23 protein-coding genes and 1 tRNA gene are annotated in these 21,224 nt (G+C 60.5%); 10 read left to right on the forward strand and 14 right to left on the reverse strand.

Going from position 1 to position 21,224, the window contains the following annotated elements:
- Nucleotide 1 precedes the first annotated feature (1 nt).
- Nucleotides 2–886 (forward strand): NAD(P)-dependent oxidoreductase, encoded by an 885-nt coding sequence (locus PCE31107_RS15390; protein WP_130025167.1) that lies wholly within the window; start codon nucleotides 2–4, stop codon nucleotides 884–886.
- Nucleotides 887–1,007: 121 nt separating this feature from the next.
- A tRNA-Leu gene (locus PCE31107_RS15395) sits at nucleotides 1,008–1,092 on the forward strand.
- A gap of 77 nt (nucleotides 1,093–1,169) precedes the next feature.
- On the opposite strand, the gene PCE31107_RS15400 is transcribed toward PCE31107_RS15395, so the two are convergent.
- The 11 genes from PCE31107_RS15400 to PCE31107_RS23870 form a co-directional block, all read right to left on the reverse strand.
- Nucleotides 1,170–2,021, reverse strand: a complete 852-nt coding sequence (locus PCE31107_RS15400; protein ID WP_246181846.1) for a tyrosine-type recombinase/integrase — start codon at nucleotides 2,019–2,021, stop codon at nucleotides 1,170–1,172.
- Nucleotides 2,022–2,249: 228 nt separating this feature from the next.
- Nucleotides 2,250–2,456 carry a DUF4224 domain-containing protein gene (locus tag PCE31107_RS15405; RefSeq protein ID WP_150609621.1) on the reverse strand — a complete coding sequence of 69 codons (207 nt, stop codon included), beginning with the start codon at nucleotides 2,454–2,456 and terminating at the stop codon, nucleotides 2,250–2,252.
- 3 nt (nucleotides 2,457–2,459) lie between these two features.
- Nucleotides 2,460–3,236 (reverse strand): rolling circle replication-associated protein, encoded by a 777-nt coding sequence (locus PCE31107_RS15410; protein WP_174966683.1) that lies wholly within the window; start codon nucleotides 3,234–3,236, stop codon nucleotides 2,460–2,462.
- 118 nt (nucleotides 3,237–3,354) lie between these two features.
- Nucleotides 3,355–5,055 (reverse strand): type II secretion system protein GspD, encoded by a 1,701-nt coding sequence (locus PCE31107_RS15415; protein WP_174966684.1) that lies wholly within the window; start codon nucleotides 5,053–5,055, stop codon nucleotides 3,355–3,357.
- Entirely contained in the window at nucleotides 5,052–6,110 is a 1,059-nt protein-coding gene (locus PCE31107_RS15420; RefSeq protein ID WP_150609623.1) for a zonular occludens toxin domain-containing protein, read from the reverse strand. The genes PCE31107_RS15415 and PCE31107_RS15420 overlap by 4 nt, the downstream gene beginning before the upstream one ends.
- 3 nt (nucleotides 6,111–6,113) lie before the next feature.
- Entirely contained in the window at nucleotides 6,114–6,416 is a 303-nt protein-coding gene (locus PCE31107_RS15425) for a DUF2523 family protein (RefSeq protein ID WP_150609625.1), read from the reverse strand.
- A gap of 7 nt (nucleotides 6,417–6,423) precedes the next feature.
- Nucleotides 6,424–8,172, reverse strand: a complete 1,749-nt coding sequence (locus PCE31107_RS15430; protein ID WP_150609627.1) for a hypothetical protein — start codon at nucleotides 8,170–8,172, stop codon at nucleotides 6,424–6,426.
- A gap of 186 nt (nucleotides 8,173–8,358) precedes the next feature.
- A complete protein-coding gene (locus PCE31107_RS15435; RefSeq protein WP_150609629.1) occupies nucleotides 8,359–8,619 on the reverse strand; it encodes a major capsid protein in 261 nt (86 codons plus the stop codon).
- A gap of 319 nt (nucleotides 8,620–8,938) precedes the next feature.
- Complete coding sequence (locus PCE31107_RS15440) at nucleotides 8,939–9,199, reverse strand: hypothetical protein (RefSeq protein ID WP_150609631.1); 261 nt, start codon at nucleotides 9,197–9,199, stop codon at nucleotides 8,939–8,941.
- A 25-nt stretch (nucleotides 9,200–9,224) separates the two neighbouring features.
- The gene (locus PCE31107_RS15445) at nucleotides 9,225–9,521 is read right to left on the reverse strand and encodes a hypothetical protein (RefSeq protein ID WP_150609633.1); all 297 of its coding nucleotides are present in this window, start codon (nucleotides 9,519–9,521) and stop codon (nucleotides 9,225–9,227) included.
- Nucleotides 9,522–9,638: 117 nt separating this feature from the next.
- Nucleotides 9,639–10,265, reverse strand: a complete 627-nt coding sequence (locus PCE31107_RS23870; RefSeq protein ID WP_343032350.1) for a hypothetical protein — start codon at nucleotides 10,263–10,265, stop codon at nucleotides 9,639–9,641.
- 109 nt (nucleotides 10,266–10,374) lie between these two features.
- Here PCE31107_RS23870 and PCE31107_RS15460 point away from each other — a divergent pair, with 109 nt between their 5' ends.
- Nucleotides 10,375–10,722: a helix-turn-helix domain-containing protein gene (locus PCE31107_RS15460; RefSeq protein ID WP_246181847.1), complete on the forward strand. Its 348-nt coding sequence runs from the start codon at nucleotides 10,375–10,377 to the stop codon at nucleotides 10,720–10,722.
- 482 nt (nucleotides 10,723–11,204) lie between these two features.
- Here PCE31107_RS15460 and PCE31107_RS15465 read toward each other — a convergent pair whose 3' ends face one another.
- Nucleotides 11,205–12,167, reverse strand: a complete 963-nt coding sequence (locus PCE31107_RS15465) for a 2-hydroxyacid dehydrogenase (RefSeq protein WP_150609637.1) — start codon at nucleotides 12,165–12,167, stop codon at nucleotides 11,205–11,207.
- Nucleotides 12,168–12,443: 276 nt separating this feature from the next.
- On the opposite strand from PCE31107_RS15465, the gene PCE31107_RS15470 reads away from it, so the two are divergent.
- The 4 genes from PCE31107_RS15470 to PCE31107_RS15485 all read left to right on the forward strand — a co-directional run bounded on the left by PCE31107_RS15470 (nucleotide 12,444) and on the right by PCE31107_RS15485 (nucleotide 16,349).
- Nucleotides 12,444–13,202, forward strand: coding sequence for an SDR family oxidoreductase (locus tag PCE31107_RS15470; RefSeq protein WP_150609639.1), 759 nt, complete (start codon nucleotides 12,444–12,446; stop codon nucleotides 13,200–13,202).
- A 61-nt stretch (nucleotides 13,203–13,263) separates the two neighbouring features.
- Nucleotides 13,264–14,586, forward strand: a complete 1,323-nt coding sequence (locus PCE31107_RS15475) for an MFS transporter (protein ID WP_150609641.1) — start codon at nucleotides 13,264–13,266, stop codon at nucleotides 14,584–14,586.
- A 26-nt stretch (nucleotides 14,587–14,612) separates the two neighbouring features.
- Entirely contained in the window at nucleotides 14,613–15,005 is a 393-nt protein-coding gene (locus tag PCE31107_RS15480) for a VOC family protein (protein WP_150609643.1), read from the forward strand.
- A gap of 99 nt (nucleotides 15,006–15,104) precedes the next feature.
- Nucleotides 15,105–16,349, forward strand: coding sequence for a citrate synthase (locus PCE31107_RS15485; protein WP_150609645.1), 1,245 nt, complete (start codon nucleotides 15,105–15,107; stop codon nucleotides 16,347–16,349).
- Between the two features lie 205 nt (nucleotides 16,350–16,554).
- Here the strand turns inward: PCE31107_RS15485 and PCE31107_RS23700 are convergent, their stop codons facing one another.
- Nucleotides 16,555–16,836: a hypothetical protein gene (locus PCE31107_RS23700; protein WP_246181848.1), complete on the reverse strand. Its 282-nt coding sequence runs from the start codon at nucleotides 16,834–16,836 to the stop codon at nucleotides 16,555–16,557.
- Nucleotides 16,837–16,846: 10 nt separating this feature from the next.
- On the opposite strand from PCE31107_RS23700, the gene PCE31107_RS15490 reads away from it, so the two are divergent.
- The 3 genes from PCE31107_RS15490 (at nucleotide 16,847) to PCE31107_RS15500 (ending at nucleotide 20,301) form a co-directional block, all read left to right on the forward strand.
- Complete coding sequence (locus PCE31107_RS15490) at nucleotides 16,847–18,712, forward strand: TonB-dependent siderophore receptor (protein WP_246181849.1); 1,866 nt, start codon at nucleotides 16,847–16,849, stop codon at nucleotides 18,710–18,712.
- Between the two features lie 297 nt (nucleotides 18,713–19,009).
- On the forward strand, nucleotides 19,010–19,330 hold the full coding sequence (locus tag PCE31107_RS15495) for a hypothetical protein (RefSeq protein WP_150609649.1): 321 nt from the start codon (nucleotides 19,010–19,012) through the stop codon (nucleotides 19,328–19,330).
- 107 nt (nucleotides 19,331–19,437) lie between these two features.
- On the forward strand, nucleotides 19,438–20,301 hold the full coding sequence (locus PCE31107_RS15500; protein ID WP_150609651.1) for an NmrA family NAD(P)-binding protein: 864 nt from the start codon (nucleotides 19,438–19,440) through the stop codon (nucleotides 20,299–20,301).
- A 34-nt stretch (nucleotides 20,302–20,335) separates the two neighbouring features.
- Here PCE31107_RS15500 and PCE31107_RS15505 read toward each other — a convergent pair whose 3' ends face one another.
- Nucleotides 20,336–21,205, reverse strand: a complete 870-nt coding sequence (locus PCE31107_RS15505) for an alpha/beta fold hydrolase (protein WP_150609653.1) — start codon at nucleotides 21,203–21,205, stop codon at nucleotides 20,336–20,338.
- Nucleotides 21,206–21,224: the final 19 nt, after the last annotated feature.

Below are 21,224 nucleotides of genomic sequence, written 5' to 3' on the forward strand. Positions count from 1 at the left end.
CATGACGACCTACACCATCGCGTTTATCGGGCTGGGCGCCATGGGCGGCCAGATGGTTCGTCATCTGATGGCGGCGGGGCATCGGTTGCATCTCTACGCGCGCCGGCCGGAGGCTGCGGCCTCGTTTGTCGCGCAGGGCGCGCAAGCGTTCGCGACGCCGGCACAGGCGGCCGCCGATGCCGACTTCGTCGTGACCAATGTCACGACGACACAGGACGTAGAGGCGGTGCTGCTCGGGCCGGACGGCGTGGTGCATGGGGCGCGCCCTGGCACGATCTGCGTGGATCACAGCACGATTTCGGCAGAGGCGACGCGGCGCATGGCGGCGCGTCTGGCGCTTCAAGAGATCGCGCTCGTCGACGCGCCGGTGTCAGGTGGGCCGTCGCGCGCGGCCGACGCCTCGCTGTCGATCATGGTCGGCGCGTCGCCTGACGTCTTCGAGAAGGTCAAACCACTGCTGTCGGTGTTGGGCACGACGATCACGCATGTGGGCGACGTGGGGGCGGGTCAGGTGGCGAAGGCGTGCAATCAGATCGTGCAGGTGATCAATATCCAGGGCATTGCGGAGGCGATGCTGTTCGCGGCGCGCAACGGCGTGGATCAGGACAAGGTCATCGAAGCGATTTCGCAGGGGCTGGCGGGCAGTCGAATGCTCGACATGATGGGGCCGAAGATGGCCCATCGCGACTTTGCGGCGGGCATTGAAGCGCGCTTGCACGACAAGGATTTCGCGATGATCCTGGACGCCGTGGCCGACGCAGGGCTCTCGCTGCCGGCGCTGTCACTGGTGAAAGCCCAACTGACGGCGCTGATGGAGCGCGGCTGGGGGCATGACGACACGTCGTCGCTGCTGCGCGTGCTCGAGAGTCAACAGCAAGTTCATTGAACACCGACGGGGGCGGGCTTGTGGCCGCGAAGAATTTCGGTCATAATCTCGCCTTCGTCCGGTGAGCCGTTAGGTTCATTGAACGAGTCACGCTGCGACACCGCTCGGTGAACGCACACCTGCCCAGGTGGTGAAATTGGTAGACGCAGGGGACTCAAAATCCCCCGCCGCAAGGCGTGCCGGTTCGATTCCGGCCCTGGGCACCACAGTGATTTCAAGGCATTCGGCGATTCCGCCCTTTTCTGCCCTGCTCCGCAATTCGTATTTTGCTCCGCAAAACCGGTTATTTCGTCGGTTCAACCTTGTCGCCCAGTCGGTCCCGCACGTAGTGTTCCGTCATCGCCAGCGACCTGTGCCCCAACTGCTTTTGCGCTTTGCGAATGTCCCCGGTCGCCTCCGCTTTGTCGGTACCGGCCTTGGCTCGAAGGTCTCGAAACTGGAACACCTCTTTCGAAATGCCAGCAGCTTCGCGCGCAGCATCAAATCGGCCTCTTAATCCCCTTTGCGTCAGTCTTCGGCCAGATGCATCGAAAATTAGAGCCGACGTTGTGACGGGCTGCAATCGCCGCCGAGTGCGGATTCTTTCAAGGACTTCAGCCAACTTTCCTTGAATCGAGATTCGGAGCCGCTTTCCCGTCTTTCCTTGCTGGATACAGAGCATTCCATCGCGAATGTTCTTCTCATCGAACCTAAGGGCGTCGGCCGGACGCTGGCCTGTTAGATACGCCAAGTCCATCGCGTCCCGCAATGCTTCGTCTGCCGCACTCCAAACGGCGTCATACATTCCATCCTCGATATAGACATCGCGCCCCTTCTCTCGGTACTTCGAGACGCCCGCACACGGGTTCGCGTGATCCGTCATCCCCCACTCTCGCGCCTTATTGAAGATGTGGGAGAACAGTGCCAATTCACGATTTGCTCTCGTTTGCCCTCCCGCGACCGGTAAGGCTTGCCCCTTTGCGATTGCCATGCGCTTAGACTCGTCCACGCGCCACGTTAAATACTGCCGAATATTCAACGGCTTGATTTCTGCGAGCGGTGCAGGCGGGTCATCGAAAAACTGAAACAAGCGATCCAGTTCCCGCAGGTTCCCTCGCTGTGTCTGAGGGGCTTTCAACGGCAGAACTTCACGCATGTACCGTTGTGCAGCATGTCGGAACGTGATCAACGGTGCGACCTTTTCCGGGGGGGCCGTTTCAAGTTCGGCCCATTTCTGGACTGCCGCGACGAAATCCGATCCGAGCGGGATTTCTCGCCTAGGCTTCCCTCCGGTATCAAAGTAGTAATAGCACTTGCCGCTTCGCTGAACACGGGCACGCATGCCCGGCGGCAGATTTAGATTCTTCGTAGGTTTCCGCCCCACTTAACCACCTAGTACTTTGGGCTTCCAGCCCTTGAACACGGGCAACGCAGTTGCCCTCCCCTCGATTGCCACTCGCGCCACAATCGCCATGCCCCGCGCATTTACAAAAAACGGAATCCCCATCCGCCTCAGCGCATCCACCTGTTTTGCCTTCACCTGTCTACCGGTGAGGTATCGAATCTCCTCTGGGGTTAAGAAGGTATCCATTCGTCAGCTCTCCCTCGTTGCCAGCCATAGACACCCCTGCCAGTCGTCCCAGAACACCTGACAGTCATCTAAGCGCGCGCCCCAGGCTTCCGCCGCTTCGAATGCGGTCACGATGGCCTTTTCGGGTTCGTCGTTAAGGATGTGGGCGATAGGTTGCCGCTCAGGAACCGCGATACCCTTGCTGGTCCAATAGCGCTTCTCGTTCATCTCGTGTTCGGCAAAGTCTTTCGTGATGTACTTGCTCAGATACGCCGCCAGCTTGTGGCGCAAGCCTTTTTGCCGGAACGGGTTGGACACTCGGACATAGCCGTTGTCCTCTCCAACGATTGAAATCCAGATCGCACGCAGCACCCGGTAGTTCTGGCGTCCCTTCACGGCGATGTGCAGATGCCACGCTCCGCGCTTCTGGCGTTCGGGGACGGCGATATACTGGAAGTCATGGAGCTTCCCCAAACGACGCCGCAGCTTGTCATAGTCGCGTTTGAGGCGTTCCTTGTCCTCCATGTTCTCCCGGTACGTCAGCGTGATCATGCGATCCGCGTGCATGGCCTTACAGCGCAATCTGACCTGCTGTTTGGCCCGTTTGGCCGCCACAAGGCGGTTGTCTTCCTTCTTCTCGGATTCGCCGCGCTTCGCTTTGGGCATCATGTGAAGCTGTTGTGCCCGCATGTAGCGGTCAAACTGCGTGACGACGATTTCCACCTGACCATCGCCAAAGTCCCGACCACCGACGAGGTACTCGCGACGGAAGGGATAATCACTTACACTCGTTTCAAGCATGACAGCTCCTGATTGTCGTGTTGATGTACAGGCCTCGAACCGTTCCCGCGGTCGGGGCCTTCTCTTTTTCGGGGGGAGTGCTTTTGCCTTTGCGGGGGGCTTGCCGGATGTTTGTACGTTAAGTGTTACTGATATAAATATAGGGGCGCGCTTCGCGCGCCCCCGCCGTCCTCGCCCCTGCGGGCGGCGGGGGCGGCCGGCGCGTCGCCCTCTCTGACCTCAGCGCCACTTCACGCACAGCACTGACGGCAAAGCGGTTTTCAGTGAGGGGATGTGCGGTCAACGGTGCGGCTTCGGCCGGCGTCAGCGGTGCTACCCGCTGCTCGGTCGCGCGGGCCGCGCTGGGCCGCGCGTCATCGGTCCGGACTTCGCTGGTCGGCTCGTGGGCACCCTCAGCTTCGGCATCGGCGCCGACACTCCCGACGCTAGACTCCCTCACTCGCTCGACCTGGAGCATCAACAGGATCTCCGTGTTGGATGACGAGTCGCTATGACTGTCGAGAAAGCGGGGTAGGAAGGCGAGGCCCGTGCGGTTGTCGGTGCTCTTGTTGGTCGTGAGTCCGCCCATGAGGATCACGTCGCCGTCGTGCAGGCTGATTTCGGTGCTGACTTCTCGCGTGTTGAGCGTCGGGGAATTGTTGACGCCCGTCGTCGTCTTCACGAAATCACTGATCTGCTGTGTGACGCGTAAGTCGATGATGCGGTCTTTCACCGTGGGGGCCAGCTCGAAGATGACCCCCGAGGAGTGGTATTCGACCGACTGCACCGGCTCGCCGCCACCGCGTGGATAGCTCACAGACTTGAGGATAGGCACCTTCTGGCCGACCGTGAGACGCCCCCTAGCTCCCGAGCGAATGCGCAGGTTCGGGCTGTTGATGACCTGAAAGCGGGTATCTTTGGCCAGCGCTGAGAAGACAGTGGAGAAGTCGCCAGCCTTCAGGCGGATGGCGTTGCCGAACTTGTCGCCGTTGACCGTTACTTCGATCCCAAGTCCTTTCGAGAGCAGATCTAACGCGAGTTGAAACGCGGAGCCGCGCTCAGAGCTGTTGACGACCTCATATGCAGCCGCGCGAACGCTGACTTCGCCCATGGGGGTGTCCAGTTGCGGCAGCAGACGTTTGAGTGTGGCGACTTCCTCAGGCGTGCCATGAAATAGCAACGTATCGCCGCGCTGGTCAATCAGCGACGCCGCCGAGCCTTCTGGGACGTTCCCATCTACGCGAGCTTCGGAAGGCGCGGATACTGGCCGATTGACGGTGAACTGGCCGCGAAACAATGGGCTGACCAGCCGCGCGAGATAGGCCGTGTCGCGATAATGCGGGCGGTAGACGAACGTCTCTCGCGCGGATTCGTGGCTTTCCTCTGCCTCCTGACGTTTGAATACGAAATCGACGCCCGACCGCATCTCGACGCCGAACCCCAGAGACTCCAGGAACAACGCGAGGAACGACTTCAGGTCGCCATGCCTGGTGTCGTACCTGAAGGATACGAGGCGTTGGTCCTGCAACACCTCCGGCGCAATGACGTACGGCGTCTTGACCGCCTCACCATAGAGCAACGTGACGAGCTGGGACACGTTCACCAGTTGGAAATCGAACACCCCGGTGAGTGGCTTTTTCAACCTTGCCGCCGGTGGCGCTTCGTTGCGCTTTCGTCGCAACTCGGCTTCGAGCATTGGTCGACTGGTGAGGTCCAGTGGCGAGTATTCCTCTTGCGGCAAAAAGCCGTTGAAGTCGATCGGCGCAGGCACTGGCGCTGTCTCGCTGGCGAGCGCTGCCGCGCATGCAGTCCAGAGGAGAGAGGAGATAATCCGCTTCATTGCGCGTCCCCCATGAATCCTGCACTGGCTCGGCTTCCCGACCAGACAGTGACACGTCGGCCATCGATAGTGCCGATGGTGGCAATACCGTTGTTTTGGAACATTGCGGGGGACTCAACACGTAGACGGCCCGTACTGTCTGCGACGACAACGTGACGCTCGCTGTCGATGGTATAGCGGCCCGCCACGCGCCAGTCCGTGCTGAACGTTGGATCATGCCGAGGGGCAACGCCTCGTTCATTCGACGAGACCCCTGATGCAGACGCAGCTTCCGTCACCGGCTTTTTCCCCTGCAAGTGGTCGCCGCGAAAAAAGCCGGTGATGTACCAGGCGCTTACTCCAACGACGCCGACCATCACTAGGAAGATGAACCAGATTCGCAGGTTGGCGAGCTTGTTCTGGCGCTTGTCGATGGCGCGCTCTTTACCCTTGCCGCCCGCGTATGACTGGTACAAAGGGAAAATCGCCTTGCTGTACATCTTCGAAAACGTGTCGACGCGATTTGCCTTCGTGACCTTGCCGCCCTCATACATCTCCACGCGGTAGCTTCGGTTTAGGCCAAGCTCTTTGAGCTTCTTCGTGACGAACGTCATTTCGACCACCGAGCGCAATTGCCGGTGCAGATCGCCGATTGACTGGATCATGAGCGCGACGTCACACGCGACGCCGGTCTCAGGGTGTACGTAGTGACGGTGCATTCGGAAGAAGCGCATGTGCTCCGGCGTGAGCTTGTTGCCCACCGACCAGAAATTCCAGGCCTCATCGATGGCCACGAGGTCGCCCGCGAGAACCACCGACTCGGCGTCGGGCTTGGTTTCGTCGGGAAAGAAGCCCTCACGTGTCACATCGTCGTTTGTGACAGGCAGCACAGTCCCCAAGGCATCCGGGTCTGCCTTCTTGACGTCGATGCAGTAGTCCCGGATGGCGTCAGGTTGAATGCCGTCGATATTCGTCACGACCCGGCGACCGGCGATGACGGCCGGCACGATCACGCTACTGACTACCTCATAGCTCTTTCCAGACCCCATTAGGCCGGTGTACGCGTTGATCGCCATGCATCACCCCATCATAGGAATGCGGCGCAGCATGAACCGGTTTGCCATTGCTGCGAGGACAATCGGCATACCTTCGGGAAACGCCATGAGTTCGAGCCAATACCAGACTGACGGCGGAATGCTCACGAAGGCGTTCGAGAGCGCGTCAGCCTTCGGCAGAATCCCGGTGCCTTTCAGCACTTCGACAAATCCTGTTGTGACAAACCACAGGGCGAAGAAGGTGCCGAACTTGATGACGACAGCGCGAAAGACGAATTGGAGGGCCGAACTGATGGCGGAGGTAAATACGTCGAATAGGGTGCTCATCGCGGCCTCACGCAGCAAGGAGGATGGTCAGGGCAATCAGGACGAAGACGGCGAGCATCACCGTGCGAATCGTCTTTCGATGGCGCTCGGCGATATCGCACATTGCGTCCATGCTGACACGCGTCTGAAAGACGTTGAAAACGGGGCGCGGGCACGTCGCGGAGTGCGATGGCGTTCGCCAGCGCTTGAAGTCGGGCAACAGGCTGAGAATCGGAGAGAGGATGGCGTTCGGCGTCGGAGGCGAGTCCAGACTGGGCTCCCCAATCGCGGGGACAGATCCCGGATCGATTCGAACTGGATTCGTCACCTGAACGCTGGGCGTGTTAACGACGTTCACGTCGCTCGACTGTCCGTCCTTCGTCTTATCTCGATCACGGCCACGATCCCCGTCGCGGCCACCCGTAGTGACGCGACTATCGGGCCACGTTCTGTCCGGCGTTATCGTGACGTGAATCGGCACCACTCGCTCATAAGCGGGCGCGGGACGAGAAAATACGTCAATCAACTGCGGAAGTGACCCGCGCCCCTTTTCCTCGACCCATTGCTTCACATCCTCCGGGGTGATGGGTGAGGTCAATCGGTACGGCACGCCGCGGTAATCCTTTTGTTGACTCGCTTTGTAGGCAAGCGCATTCGCGACGTCGGCAACTAACTTCGGATTCACGTCGAGCCGTTTCTCCTCGTCGGAGAGGCCCGCATAAGCTTCGTCTAGCGAGCTATAGGTGCGTTTCCGCTCTTGAACGCCATAACCGCTCATGTCCAGCTCGTCCGGACGGATGCGGTCGGGCGACAACCCGTCTACGAAGCCGTCCTTTTCCGGAGCGTTTTGCCATGTACAAACCTCTTCCGTGACCTCTTTTGTACACGCAGGCCACTCGATGGCATTCGGTGATTTTTTCACGACATCTGGACATTCCGCCTTTGAAATGTCTAGGACTGTCTTCTTCGTCTCTTTGCATTCCTCGAACTCATACGAACGATAGGCTTCGAGCCTGACGGGCACTCCGTCAGCGTTAAGCTCGTCCGCAATTCGGACGCGCACGTTTCTAGCGGTGATTCCGCCGACGCGGAGCTTTGCCTCCATGAAGATGCGCAGGTACTCCTCAAGCTGCTCACGGCTGTGGGCAATGACAGTCATGCGGCTCGATGAACTCCAGTACCAGTCGATCAAGCGGCTGAGGGAAGACCACGGCTCTTTGGGAAACTTTGCGCATGGCTCACCGGCCATGCACGATGAATCGCGGTATATCCTTGCTCCGGCCGCTGCCATCGCTTCCCATGGTCCCTCAGTGGCAACAACACTAACCGGCGGGTACTGCGGCGGGATATAGGGTTTCAGATGGTCGGGGATCGGTACGTCAACCCTGCGTTTGACTTCGATTGCATTGGTGGACGACGCTGTGATGGTCACGTCCATGTTTCCAATCTTACCGCCCACGATTTCGCCAATCTGTGCACCTAATAGCATTGCGGAAAGCCCGAACCAGGTGGGCGCGCCCGCTCCAATGAACATTCTTTCGGCTAATGACGTCTCGGCACGTTCGGTGGCTACGCGCTCCATTGCCTTGTACGTCGCGTTGAGTCTCTCGTCGTCCGGTGAGATCCCGTCTCGCTGCACTGCCTTTTGCGTGACCAATGCAACAGCCTGGTTCATGACGAGCGTGGAGTAGGCAGCGGTAAGCGGAATGGCGCGAACCTCGTCGGCGATGCTGATCACAAAGGCGAACCCGAGCGCGACGATAAGTAGCTTCTTCATCACATGCTCCTCAAGCCTTGGACGACCGCCCATCCGCAGGCAATGCCCCACGCTAAAAACGTCAGGTTCCAGAGTTCTTGTGAGGGCATTGGGAGTCCTTGATGATGCAGAAAGGCAGGGAGATTCTCAGGAAAGGAATGTGTGACGGGGGAGCGTCCGGATCGCCCCCTCGGAGTCACATCAGGCTCAAGCGCCGCGAATCATGCCGAGAATCACCTTGGCGCTTTTGATCGCGACGTAGACGCCAGCCAGCAAACCGGCGATGGCGATCACGCCCGTGGCAACGCTCGCGAAGCTGATCTGGCCGGTGATCGCCGACACGTCGAAGTTCATTCCGCCGCCACTGCCACCACCTTCGGCGAATGCCAAGGCCGGAGCGGTGACCAAGGCAAGACCGGCGGTAGCGCGAGCGCCCAGGCGTTTGATTCGTGCAAGTTGCGTCTTCATACGATTTCCTTACTTCAGAGATACCGGAGTGCGTCCGGCGCGCTGGCTTACCCTCGGCGTATGAAGCCGAGGATTGCGCCTACATGGGCACTCACGACGTACAGCCCAACGACCGTCGAGAAGGCCAATGTCCAGAAGCCCGCCATCTGTGTGACGTCGGGCGATGTTTGAGACGTGTTTGGTGACGTGGAGGCCACAGCCACGACGGCGAAGTACTGGCCGTTTTCAGGCGGACATAGTTGACGGTCGGTCGGCGTCACAGTCATCGATTGGTGAACGGGTGCGCAGCTCAGTACGCGTATGGTTTGCTCGCTCACGATCAGCCTCCGCGATTGATGTTGCTGAGGATCTGCCACGCGAACTTGGAGCAAACCGGTTGAGGCAGCTCGTGCGCTTCGTAGGCGAGATCGAGCGCGCCAGCGAGAACTTGCACGGTTTCGTAAAGCAGCGCGGCGGCTTCGAGCATGCGGCCAAAGCGTTCGGTGTCATCCGCGCGGATGCCGCCAATGCGGGCGATACACATGCAGGTGCCGTCAGTAGCGGTCACGGTGCGGTTGATAAGGTCAGTGGGGGCTGTCATATCGGGACCTATACGGTTGCGGACGTCATTGACGCTTGAGCGACTTGCTCATGGCCGAGCGCATGCAAGCGGGGAGCAGGTGGCCGTCGTAATCCATGATTCGGGCGACGAGCGCGCGCATGGTCTTGCAAACGAATTGGAGGCCGTCAGGGCGCGTCCAGACGAAGCCCTTACCTGCTTGGATAAGGCGACGCAGTGGCAGCTTGAGGCGCAATTGACGCCACGGACGGCAGGTAATCGAGAGAGGGCGCGGCGCACGCCGCTGTTTGATTCGATCGGGACAGAAGCCGCCGAACAGGTCGAGTGACAGTTGGTGAAGCATCGCAACCCCCAATCCCATCACTGCAAGTCAGCGGTGACGGTACAAAGAATCTGGCGGGGGGCCGGATATGACTACAGGTTGTCGTCTTTTAGATAGGCGACGTGAGGTGAAGCAAAGCTATGCGGCGGCGGTGGCGGTAGCCTTCGCAGCGGCGGTAGCCTTGGGAGTCGCGGTGGGACGTGCGTCACTTACGTAGGGGTGCAACGCTACAATGCGCGGGATGAGGTGACAGTCCATCGACTGCGTCATAGCGAACTCTGCGAAGTACTCGCCTTTTGGGGTTTCTTTGGCGAATTCGGGAAGCGTGATTGTGCCAACGATGCGCCGAGGGCCATCGCTCGTGTTTGGCCAAAGGATGCATTGCGCAGTACGCATGTCGTAAGGGCGGCCGGTTTTGCTGGATATGCCCTCGCGTCTTACAACGTTGATGATGGATACCCTCTGCTTCTCGATTGGCGAGGTCGGGTTGGCACCATCTCCGCAGGGCTGCAACGCGACAATGCGCGGGACAAGTTGGCCATCAAACGATCGTCCGAAAGCGAATTCCGCGAGGTATTCGCCTTCGCCCGAATCTTTGAGCACGTCGGGAAGTGTGATCAAGCCGACAACGGAGTCGTCTCCCTCGCTAGTCGTTTGCCAGAGGATGCAGTCAGCGATACGCATGTCGTAAGGACGACCAGTTTTGGTGGACACGCCCTGACGTCGGGTGACCTCCAGAATGGTGAGCTTTTGTTTGCTGGTCATGTAGATATCTCTCGATGGTGAACAAACATTCATAGCACTGCGAATTGCAGTTCACATCATAGTGCACATACGTTCACGTGAATTTGGGCAGATTCCGATTATGGATTCGATGGGGACACGACTGAGGAATGAAAGGCTGCGTCTGGGACTCACCCAAGACGAATTTGCGTTCATCGCAGGAGTAACGAGGAGAACGCAGGTTCACTACGAGCTGGACGAACGCAACCCGGATACGGCCTATTTGGCGGCTGTCGCGAGCGCCGGCGTTGACGTCGCGTACGTGGTGACGGGGGCGGGAAGAATGGGCAATGCGGATCTAAGCCGCGAGGAGGTCGCTTTGGTCGACAACTATCGACATGCGATGCCGGAGGATCAAGCGGTATTGCGGAGGATGGGACTCGCTCTTGCGAAACCAGTCACAGGCAAGCAGCGAAACGGAACAACCGGTGAAGAGTAAGCGCACTGCTGCAATCATCCCGTTCAAAAAGAGGGCCTAACAGAAGTCTGGTGGCCGTTCACACGCGCTCCGCAACGCACGTTGCCGCCCCGGTAATCACACGATTTTCCACGATTACCATTTTTGCTTTGCGGAGCGCGACCGAACCCTAAGTATTTGATTTCATCATCTACAGCCACACCCTCAAAATCCCCCGCCGCAAGGCGTGCCGGTTCGATTCCGGCCCTGGGCACCACAAGCGCTATATCCCGCAAGGCTTTCCCGGTAATTTGGCGTAATTTTGGCGTAACGCCATCTCATCAGTCCGAGAAAGGATTCGCGCCTTGCATGGATTCCATGACATGCAAGACCTATATCGCGCGAAATCCATCACAGTCGGCAGACACGACGCCTCCCCAGCCGTGATTCCCTGCCGCGCCGCTTAGTCATCACACATCGACGCAAACGCCTATGGGTGCTTTGCACATCCGAATCCCGTTCCGTTAGACCGGATTCAGCCCCCGTCGCCCCCCAAGCACCGCCGCCACATTATCCAACGCGGTGAAACCCATCTGGTCACGTGTCTCGATCGTTGCGCTCGCCATATGCGGAGTGAGAAATACGTTGTCCAACGATGCGAAGCGGGCATCGACATTGGGCTCATTTCGATACACGTCGAGACCCGCGCCGAAAAGATGCCCCGACGTCAACGCGCCGTAAAGTGCGTCTTCGTCCACCAGGTCGCCACGCGCCGCGTTCACAAAGACCGCGCCCTTCGGCATGAGATTGAACTGATGCGTCGTCATGAGCGGCGAGCCGCCACCGGGAACATGCAGCGAAACCACCTGGCAATGCGGCAGCAGTTCCTCGAGGCTTGAATAGAACACCGCCCCGTTCTCCAGCGCCGGCGATGCCCGCTGGATGTCGGTGTAGGCTACGTTCATGCCAAATGCCTGAGCGCGCTTTGCGACCGCTCGCCCGATACGTCCGAAACCCACGACACCAATCGTCTTTCGATTGACGCGCGTGCCCAGCATGTCCGTCATACCGAATGACTTCCCCCACCCGGCCCGCATAATCTTTTCGTATTCCGAAGCTCTTCGACTTGCCGCCAAAACCAGCAACATAGCGAAATCCGCCGTGCATTCTGTCAATGCGTCGGGCGCGTTCGTCACGACGATACCTCGCTCGCGGGCGAACGCCACATTCATGTGATCAACGCCCGCGCTGGCGTTGGCAATAATTTTCACGGTGGGCGGCAACGCGGCAATGTGCGCTTCCTGCAAGCCTGACTTCTTTCCGATCAGAACAGCCGGCACGTCGTGCGTCTTGCAAAAATCCACCACCGCCCATGCGTCCATATCAGACTCGGTCACGTAGGCGTTGAACTCCGACAATGCACGGCTCGCCACAGCTTGTGGCACTTTTCGCGCGATCAATAGTTTGGTGCGACTGCTTTCCGACATGATCTTTCCTCAAAGTAGACGGTCGCACACAGACTACGGAACTCGCTCGCGCGAGGTCAATGTTGATTGAATCAATCAACCCCAGAACTGCCCCAAACGCGCTTCCCCAATCGCATCCCACCACGGGACCGCCCCTGCACATCTGGCGGCTCAGGAAAACCCTGAGGAACCACCGAGTGGCTGCGCGTCCGGATGTTGATTGAAAGAATCAAGATTGCCCGGCAGTCTCGGCCGATGCCATTCTCGAATCGTGACTCAACGAGAAAAGGTAATTTCATGTCGACTTCGAAGAAGTTCGCCGCCGTCACAGGTGCCGGTTCCGGCATCGGTCGAGCGGCCGCCATCGCCCTCGCCGCTTCCGGATTTACCGTCGCGCTGATGGGCCGCAGAGATGAGCCCCTGCGCGAGACCAAAGCGGTCATCGAGAACGCCGGCGGAGACGCGTATGTCGTGGCGGCCAATGTCGCCGATGAACGGTCCGTGGAAGCGGCGTTCGCTCAAATTTCGCGCGAATTCGGGCGTCTTGACGTCCTCTTCAACAACGCCGGCCGCAACGCCGGCGCCGTGGCCCTGGAAGAATACCCGCTCGATTTCTGGAACGATGTCGTGGCAACCAACCTGACGGGCGTCTTCCTGTGTGCGCGAGCCGCTTGGCGCATCATGAAGAATCAAACGCCGCAAGGTGGACGAATCATCAATAACGGCTCTCTCTCGGCGCACTCCCCTCGCCCCAATACCATCGCCTACACGGCCACCAAGCACGCCGTGTCGGGCATCACAAAATCGTTGGCGTTGGACGGCCGCGCATACCGCATCGCCTGCAGCCAAATCGACATCGGCAACGCGGCAACGCCGCTCACCGAGCGGATGACGCGTGGCGTCCTTCAGGCCGACGGCAACATGGCGCCCGAAGCGCGAATCGACGTCTCTCATGTCGCGAACGCGGTCGCACATATCGCCAGCCTGCCGCTCGAAGCGAACGTTCTGAACATGACCGTCATGGCCACCACCATGCCCTTTGTAGGCCGCGGATAACCCGGCACGACCTGCCCCACAAAAAATTCGCCACAGGCAGGCACCTGATCAGGAGACATCGATGAAATTTGCAGAGGAACAACACCTGTCATCGCTCGATACCGCTTCGCGCGATATCGCGGCAAGACCGTCAAAAGTCAGATACGTCGTGCTATCGATGTTGCTGGTCGCGACGATTCTTAACTACGTCGACCGATCCGCCCTCGGCATCGTCGCCCCAAGCCTTTCAAAAGATCTCGCATTAAACAAGATGCAGATGGGCGAGCTGTTCGCCGCCTTCGGTCTCGCATACTCCATGGCCTTGCTGCCCAGCGGCATCCTTGCCGACGTGCTTGGCTCACGAATGGCCTATGCGCTGTCGCTCGTGGGATGGTCGCTCGCGACGGTGACGCAGGGCTTGGCCAACGGCTATCACATGCTGCTCGGGTCCCGGCTAACGATGGGCGCGCTCGAGGCCCCCGCGTTTCCGTCGAATGCTCGCGCGGTGACACTATGGTTTCCCACGCAGGAGCGCGGATTCGCAACTAGCGTCTACGTGATGGGACAGTACATCGGAACGCCCATTTTCACGGGGCTTCTGCTGTGGATATCGGCCACCGCGGGGTGGCGTTCCGTGTTCTATGTGACCGGAGGCTTCGGGATTCTTTTCAGTGTGATCTGGTTCTGTGCATACCGTGATCCCTCGCGACATCGCTGGGTGAACAAGGCTGAACTCGAATACATCAATGAATCGCACACGCCGTGCGCACCGAAGCCACGGGAGAAGTTCAACTGGCGGATGGCACTCAAACTGCTCGGGTATCGCCAGATTCTGGCCATTTGCCTCGGCAAGTTCTGCAACAACACGATACTGGTCTTTTTCACCACCTGGTTCATGACGTATTTGGCCGAGGCGCGTCATATGTCGATGATCAAGGTCGGGATTTTTCAGGCACTCCCGTTCTTGGGCGCAACGCTTGGCATCCTCATCGCGGGCTGTCTGTCGGACTTCTTTATTCGTCGTGGCGTCTCCCTCTCCGCCGCGCGCAAAGCACCGCTGGTCATTGGAACGCTGCTCGGCTCATCCATCGTCCTGGTGAATTTCGTGGAATCGAACGCGTGGGTCATCGCCATTCTGACCATCGCCTTCTTTGCGCAAGGTGTCGGGTCGATGTCGTGGGCCGCCGTGTCCGAGATTGCTCCCCGCCAGTACGTCGGCCTCACCAGCAGCATCACGAGCCTCGCCGCCAACATTGCTGCCGTGACCACTCCGCTGATGATCGGTTACGTCATACAACGCACGGGACAGTTTTACTGGGCACTGAATCTGATGGGCGCTATCTGCCTGCTCGGGACGTTTTCGTATTCCGTTCTCCTGGGCAAGCTCTCCAGAATCGAGCTTTGACCGCCCCCAACTATCGATCGAACAACATGATTGAATTCAAATGGGATCACCTTCAGCTATGTTCTGCAGACGCTGAAGCCACGGCAGCGTGGTTTGCCCGGTGCCTGAATGCGGAAGTCGTTCGACGTCCAGGGCGAGTGGATTTGCGCATCGGGTCCATCAACGTATTCATCACCCAACTGTCCTGCGCGCATACGACCGAAATCTCACGTGGCACCCGCACGCAAGGCATCGATCATTTCGGCGTGACCGTCGATGATCTCGATGCCGCCTTCGACCACCTCAAGTCCTGCGAAGCCGACATCGTCGAGCCGATCAAGCCGGTCCGTGCCGGCGTCCGGGCATTTTTTGTGAAGTCGCCGGGCGAGATCCTCATTGAAATCCTTGAGCGCAAGCCCAGCGAGATGACTTTTACTTGAAGAGCCGTCAATATTGAGGCGCCCCCTCGGGACTCGCTCGAAACGAGCGAGTCCCGCTGCCCGTTTTGAGCGCCCTGTCCCATACCGAACGCCCATTCCATGCGAACCTGGATCACGTTGACCGAAGCGGCCCGACAGTTGGGCGTGCAAGCGCAGACGATCTACGCCTACGTCAGCCGAGGCAACATCGCCGTCATGCCGGACCCCGCCGACCCGCGCAAGAGCTTGTATCTCGCAGAGGACGTGGCGATCCTTTGCCGAAAGAAGCAAGTCGGCCGCAAACGCGCCGCCCTTGCCGCAGGCACGATATTCGGCGCCGAGCCTTGTATCCACAGCGCAATCACTACGTTTTCCAAAGGGCGCGCGTACTACCGCGGGCGCGATAGCATTCGCCTGTCACAGACATCGACGCTCGAAGACGTTGCCGCCATCCTGTGGAATGCACGATCGCCAATTGCCTTTGACATTGACGGAAACCCGCTGCAGTGGGAAGAGCGCGGCAGACCGTGCGCTTTCATGTCCTTGGCCGCGCTTGCCGCGAACGGTCACTCGACACACGGCCGAACCGACCGGGCACTGCATACCGAGGCAGGCCACCTGGTCGCGCTCGTCTCCCAAGCGTTTGGTGCGAAATGCAACGAGAAGGCGACGCTCACGCATGAACGACTGGCGCTTGGATGGGGGCAAGGAAGCGAAGGCACCGACCTTATTCGCAGAGCCCTGGTACTCGTTGCCGACCACGAGCTAACCAGTTCGGCCTTTGCCGCAAGAATCACGGCATCCACCGGCGCATCGCTGCCGGGATGCCTGCTCACCGGGCTGGCGGCCTTCTCAGGCCCGTTGCACGGCGACGCCTCGGGCCGTGTCCGTGCCGTGTTCGATCACGTAGAGCGAGTGGGGGCGGAAAGCGTGGTGGCCCATCACTTACAGTCGGCCATCCCGATCCCTGGGTTCAGCCATCATCTCTATCCCGAAGGCGACCCGCGCGCTCAGGCGTTGCTGGAGCGCCTCGATCCCCCCGACGAACTGGCGTCATTTATCGAGAAGGTGACCCGTTTGACGGGGCTTCAACCGAACATCGATGTCGCGCTTGCCGTTCTGGCTTCTCAACTCAAGCTTCCGCGCGACGCCTCCTTCGCCCTATTCGCCACCGCCCGAAGTGTCGGCCTGCTTGCGCACAGCATGGAGCAGCTCAAGGTCGGAAAGGTGATCCGACCGCGCGGACGCTACACCGGCCCCGTTCTCGAGGACGTGGATTCGGTGCCCCCCAAAGACGATGGCAATGGCTTGCCTGACGCGGCGACCGTCGATCGAAATCGCGTATTCAAGACGATCATCCGCTAGCTGAGATCCCGCCGGTTCACCCTATCGTAACGGCGGACACGATCTCACACTCGGTTGGATGAGCCCGCCCCGCGCGGGCACTCGGGACATGGGCAATATTTCAACGCGCATTGATTACCGAGGACGACCCGTAGTAGCATACGCAACTTAATTAATAATAATTCTCATTTCTATTTTTATTATTCTCGATGCGCCGCCTCCAGAATTACGCTGCACTGCCGCTGGTCTTCATCGCGGCGTCGCCGCTCGCCTTCGCGCAGGTCACGTCTACTGACGTGGCGAGTTCGGCTGCCGTGAGCGCAACGAACGCCGACACCGCCACGCCCGACGCCACGTCCATGAGTGCATCTGGCACCGTTGCGCTGCCCGCGGTGTCTGTCAGTGCGAGCGGCGCGCCCCGCACCGCGTTCGACATGCCGGCGGACGCCCAGGTCACGAAGTCGTCGGTGCCTTTGAGCGAGACGCCGCAATCGATCAGCGTCGTCACGCGCGATTTGATGGACGCGCAACAGGTCCAGACGCTTAACGACGCGCTGCACGACGTACCCGGGGTGATCTCGGGCACGTACGGCAGACGGGGCTGGGACGACTTCATCATTCGCGGCCAAACGGCGTCGGATTCCGTGTATCTCGACGGCCTGCGCACGGCTATCAACAACCGCTTCGCCGAAGAAACCTTCGGTCTGCAGCAGATCGAAGTGATCAAGGGACCGGCTACGTTGCTTTCCGGACTCGTGCTGCCGGGCGGCATGGTCAACATGGTCAGCAAGCGCCCAGAAGCCGACACGTTCGCCAACGTCGATGCCACCGTGGGCAGTCACGGCTTCTACCAGAGCACCATCGACATGGGCACGCCGCTCTCGGAGAACGGCAAGGCCGCATTTCGTATCAATGCGCTCGCGACGAACAGCCACGACGCCACCGACTATGTCTGGTCGCGCAATCGTTATATCGCGCCGTCGCTATCACTTGATCTCGGCCCGCGCACGGAATTCACGATCCTGACGAGCTATCAGGAACGCGACTACCTCCGCCAACAAGGCCTGCCGTGGTCCGGCACGCTGATCCCGAACAAGAACGGCAGCCTGTCGCGCAACACCTTCACGGGCGAGCCCGGTGAGCGGCCCTACTCGGGGCACGAGGCACGTATCGGCTACCGCTTCGCCCACCATTTCGACTCGGGCTGGACCGTGAACCAGAATGCTCGCTGGCAACAGTTCGCGCTGGGCGGCCAGCTCGTCGCCAATGGAAAGGTCGCCTCGAACGGCTACACGCTGAGCCGCACGGCCACCGATTCGCAATGGTCCGGCGACACGCTCTCGCTGGACAATAACGCGCAGAAGACCTTTGACACCGCGTTAGGCCGCCACGAGATCACCCTCGGCATGGACTACATGCGCGGGCGCGAAGACGTCACCACCACCACGTGCTCGGTCGGCTCGATCAACATGTACGCCCCGGTCTACACGGGTGCGATCACGTGTCCATCCACGCCGCGAACGCGCGCGTACACCACGATCCGCGATCTGGGTGTCTACGCGCGCGATCAGATCGCACTCGGCCAGCGCTGGCGCGTGCTGGCGGGCATGCGCTACGACAGTGCGTCGAGCAACGTCCTCAACAAGCTGACCGACACCACGAGCGGCAACCCGTCGAATGCCACCACGGGCTCGCTTGCGCTGATGTATGAGTTGTTCCCCGGCGTACGCCCTTACGTGAGCTACGCGACCTCGTTCTATCCGAACAGCGGCGCGGACGTGAGCGGCAACGCCTTCGATCCGGAAACCGGCAAGCAGTGGGAAGCGGGGGTGAAGTTCGAGGTCCAGAAGGGCCACACGAGTGTGACGCTCGCGGCATTCGACCTGCGCCGCCGCAACGTGCTGGAGAGCGACCCGAACAACGACGGCTACAGCATTGCCGTGGGCGAGGAGCATTCGCGCGGCGTCGAACTCAGCTTCAACAGCGCGCCGACAAACCGGTTGAGCGTGACCGGTGGCTACGCCTACACCTCGGCCGTGATTGCCGACGACGGAGGCCAGACACCGTCGACTAACGGCGTGCGTATCAACAACGTGCCGCGTCACAGTTTCAACGTGTTCGCGCGCTACCAATTGCCGGGCGAACTGCGTCGCTGGGAGATCAACGGTGGCTTGCGCGGCCAGAGCAACCTCTATGCGTATGGCTACACGATTCCGGGCTTCGTGGTCAGCGACGTGGGCGTGCGCTACACCGCACCAAGCTGGCATGCCGCACTGAAGCTGAGGAACATCTTCAACAAGCATTACTACACGGGCGGTCTGAGCAATGCCGTGGCGCTGGGAGACGATCGCTCGGTGATGCTCACGCTGGGATACCGCTATTGAAGCTCGCGATGCGCAGACCGCCCCATGGACGACAGGCACCCGCCTCCCGCACGGTTGCACCCCGCTCCGTCCAGAAAGTTGCCCCCCGCCGGAAGGGCTTTCGCGCCCGACGCCCCCGAGTAACACGAGCCCCCGGGGGTACGCCCCCACGCATCGATTCGGGAAATGCGCCGAGCCTTTCGTACGGTGACGTTTATCCCGCGTGATTCGGACGTTGCTGAAACTCAAGTGACTTCACGGCTGGGATGATAGAAGCGTCCCCCCCACATGGGTGGGGGCGACTTCTGGGAGCAACCTATGCGCGATTCGAATGATGAGAACGTGAAATCCCGAGGTGCACGCATGGCGAGGCGATTCGGGACGAGCGAGACACTGGACATGCCGAAGCCGCTGTCAAGAAAGGGCTATGTCGTCTGGTTCCACGACCACTGCGAATATCTGGGACTCGCATGGAACGAGTCGGCGCAGGAGATAGAAAGAGCCCACGTGGCAAATGCCGATCATGCGATCTACTTCGAGACTTTCGCCCAGGCGGCCGTCGCCAGCGACAAGTTCATCAGCCCCTGTCGGGTGCTCCATTCTCCCGGGCCCGGCAAACGACCCAAGCTTATGCCCTAGACAACGTGACGGCCCATCACCGTAGTTGGGCCGTTACGCCTGCGATTTATGCGGCGCCGGTTCCCGTGTTACTTTTACGGCAACGTTACTGCGTGTGAGGTGTGGCCATGTACACCGTAATGGGCATCACGGGGCGAGTGGGCAGCGAGCTGGGGGACGACCTTCTCAAGGCAGGTCTACCGTTGCGGGTCGTCGTCCCCGATGCCGTCAAATCAAGCCGATGGGCCGCACTCGGCGGTGAGTTTGCCGTCGCGGAAAACGACGACGTCGACGCCCTCACCCACGCGTTTCGCGGCAGCGAAGCCGTGTTTGTGATGCTCCCACCGAACGCAGACCCCGAGCCGGACTTCTCGCATGCGCGGCACCTGATCGACGCGATTCGGCAAGCGCTGGCCGCCACTCGCCCGAAACGCGTGGTGTGCCTGTCGAGCATCGGTGCCGACTGCGAAATGCCCAGCCTGCTCACCGCGCTGCGCTTGTTCGAGGCGGCGATGCTCTCGTTATCGCTGCCGGTCACGTTCCTGCGCCCGGCGTGGCTGATGGAGAACTTCGCGTGGGACATCGAGCCCGCTCGCGAACGCGGGGAGCTGCCGAGCTATTTGCAACCTGTGGATCGGGCGCTTCCGATGGTCTCGGCAAGCGACGTCGGCCATTTCGCGGCGCGCGCCATGCAGGCGCCGTTCAGCGACAACGCAATCTGGGAAATCGAAGGCCCCGAGCGTTACTCACCCGACGACATCGCCGCCGCACTCGCCCGTGCGCTCGTTCGCGACGTCCGCGCCGAGGCGGTGCCACGGGCGGGCTGGGATCCGCTTTTTCGCGCGCAAGGCATGCGCAACCCGCTGCCACGTATCCAGATGCTCGACGGATTCAACAACGGCGACTTCCGCTTCCGCGACGACGGCAAACATGCGCTGCGTGGCGGCGTCACACTCGTCGAGGCAATCGCCGCATTGGTGCGCGAAAGCTGACACCGGCGACGGACGTCAGCCCATCCCCGCTCCGCTAACGGTCTCTGCAAACCGGCACTTGTGCGAGCAGTTCACGCCAATGTTGGGCCCAATCGCCGTCGTGCGCGACCCCGCGCACCGTGACCGTCGTCACACAGGATCCCCCCGCAGCCGCCGCGAAGCGCCGCGCGACTTCCGGCGGCACGATCGTATCCTGCGCGCTGCTGAAATGGATCTGCGCAATTCCTGCGATTCGCCGCGCCACGTCGATAGGATTACGAGACGCCGGCATCGGCGAGACGTGATGCAGCCGATTGATGTACTCGGTGTCGAGGTTGCCCGCGACCGTGCGCAGCGCGGCGACGTCGTGGCGGCGCGCTGCGATCAGTACTGCAATGGCGCCGCCGCCCGAGTAGCCGACAAGCTCCACGGGCTGCCCAGGGGTACGGGCCACGAGTTGATCGACTGCCGCGTTCATCGATTCGATCACTTCGGGGGCGAACCGCTTGCCGGTCCAATACGCGACGGCGCAGCGGGGATTGTCCTGCATCGGCGTAAATTGGCAGGGTCGCGCCAGATAGGCGACGTTGTCGGCGGCCTTCGCGGACGAATCTGCGGCGGCCAGCGCCAGCCCCGTTGCCGCGACCGGCGTGGGGTCAAGCGACGGCTCACTGCGCGAAACCCAGGCCAATCCATCGCCTTCAATGTAGATGCGCAGAGGCTTGTCAGGGCGGGTAATGCGCGAGAACACGGTAAGGCGGAAATCGCCCGCGGTCAGCACTTCCCGGTGCATTCCCGCCGGTCCGGCCAACGCGTCGGCATGCGCGTCTCGATCCACACTGGCACACCCGGACGCCAGCGATATGACAACCAGTGCGGCAACGTAACGCTTCCCGCGCTGCCACCCTGCAAGCATGGCGTTCATGGCGCTCGGCCGCGCCCTT

Origin of the sequence: Pandoraea cepalis (assembly GCF_902459625.1) — a bacterium.
Taxonomy (GTDB): Bacteria; Pseudomonadota; Gammaproteobacteria; order Burkholderiales; family Burkholderiaceae; genus Pandoraea; species Pandoraea cepalis.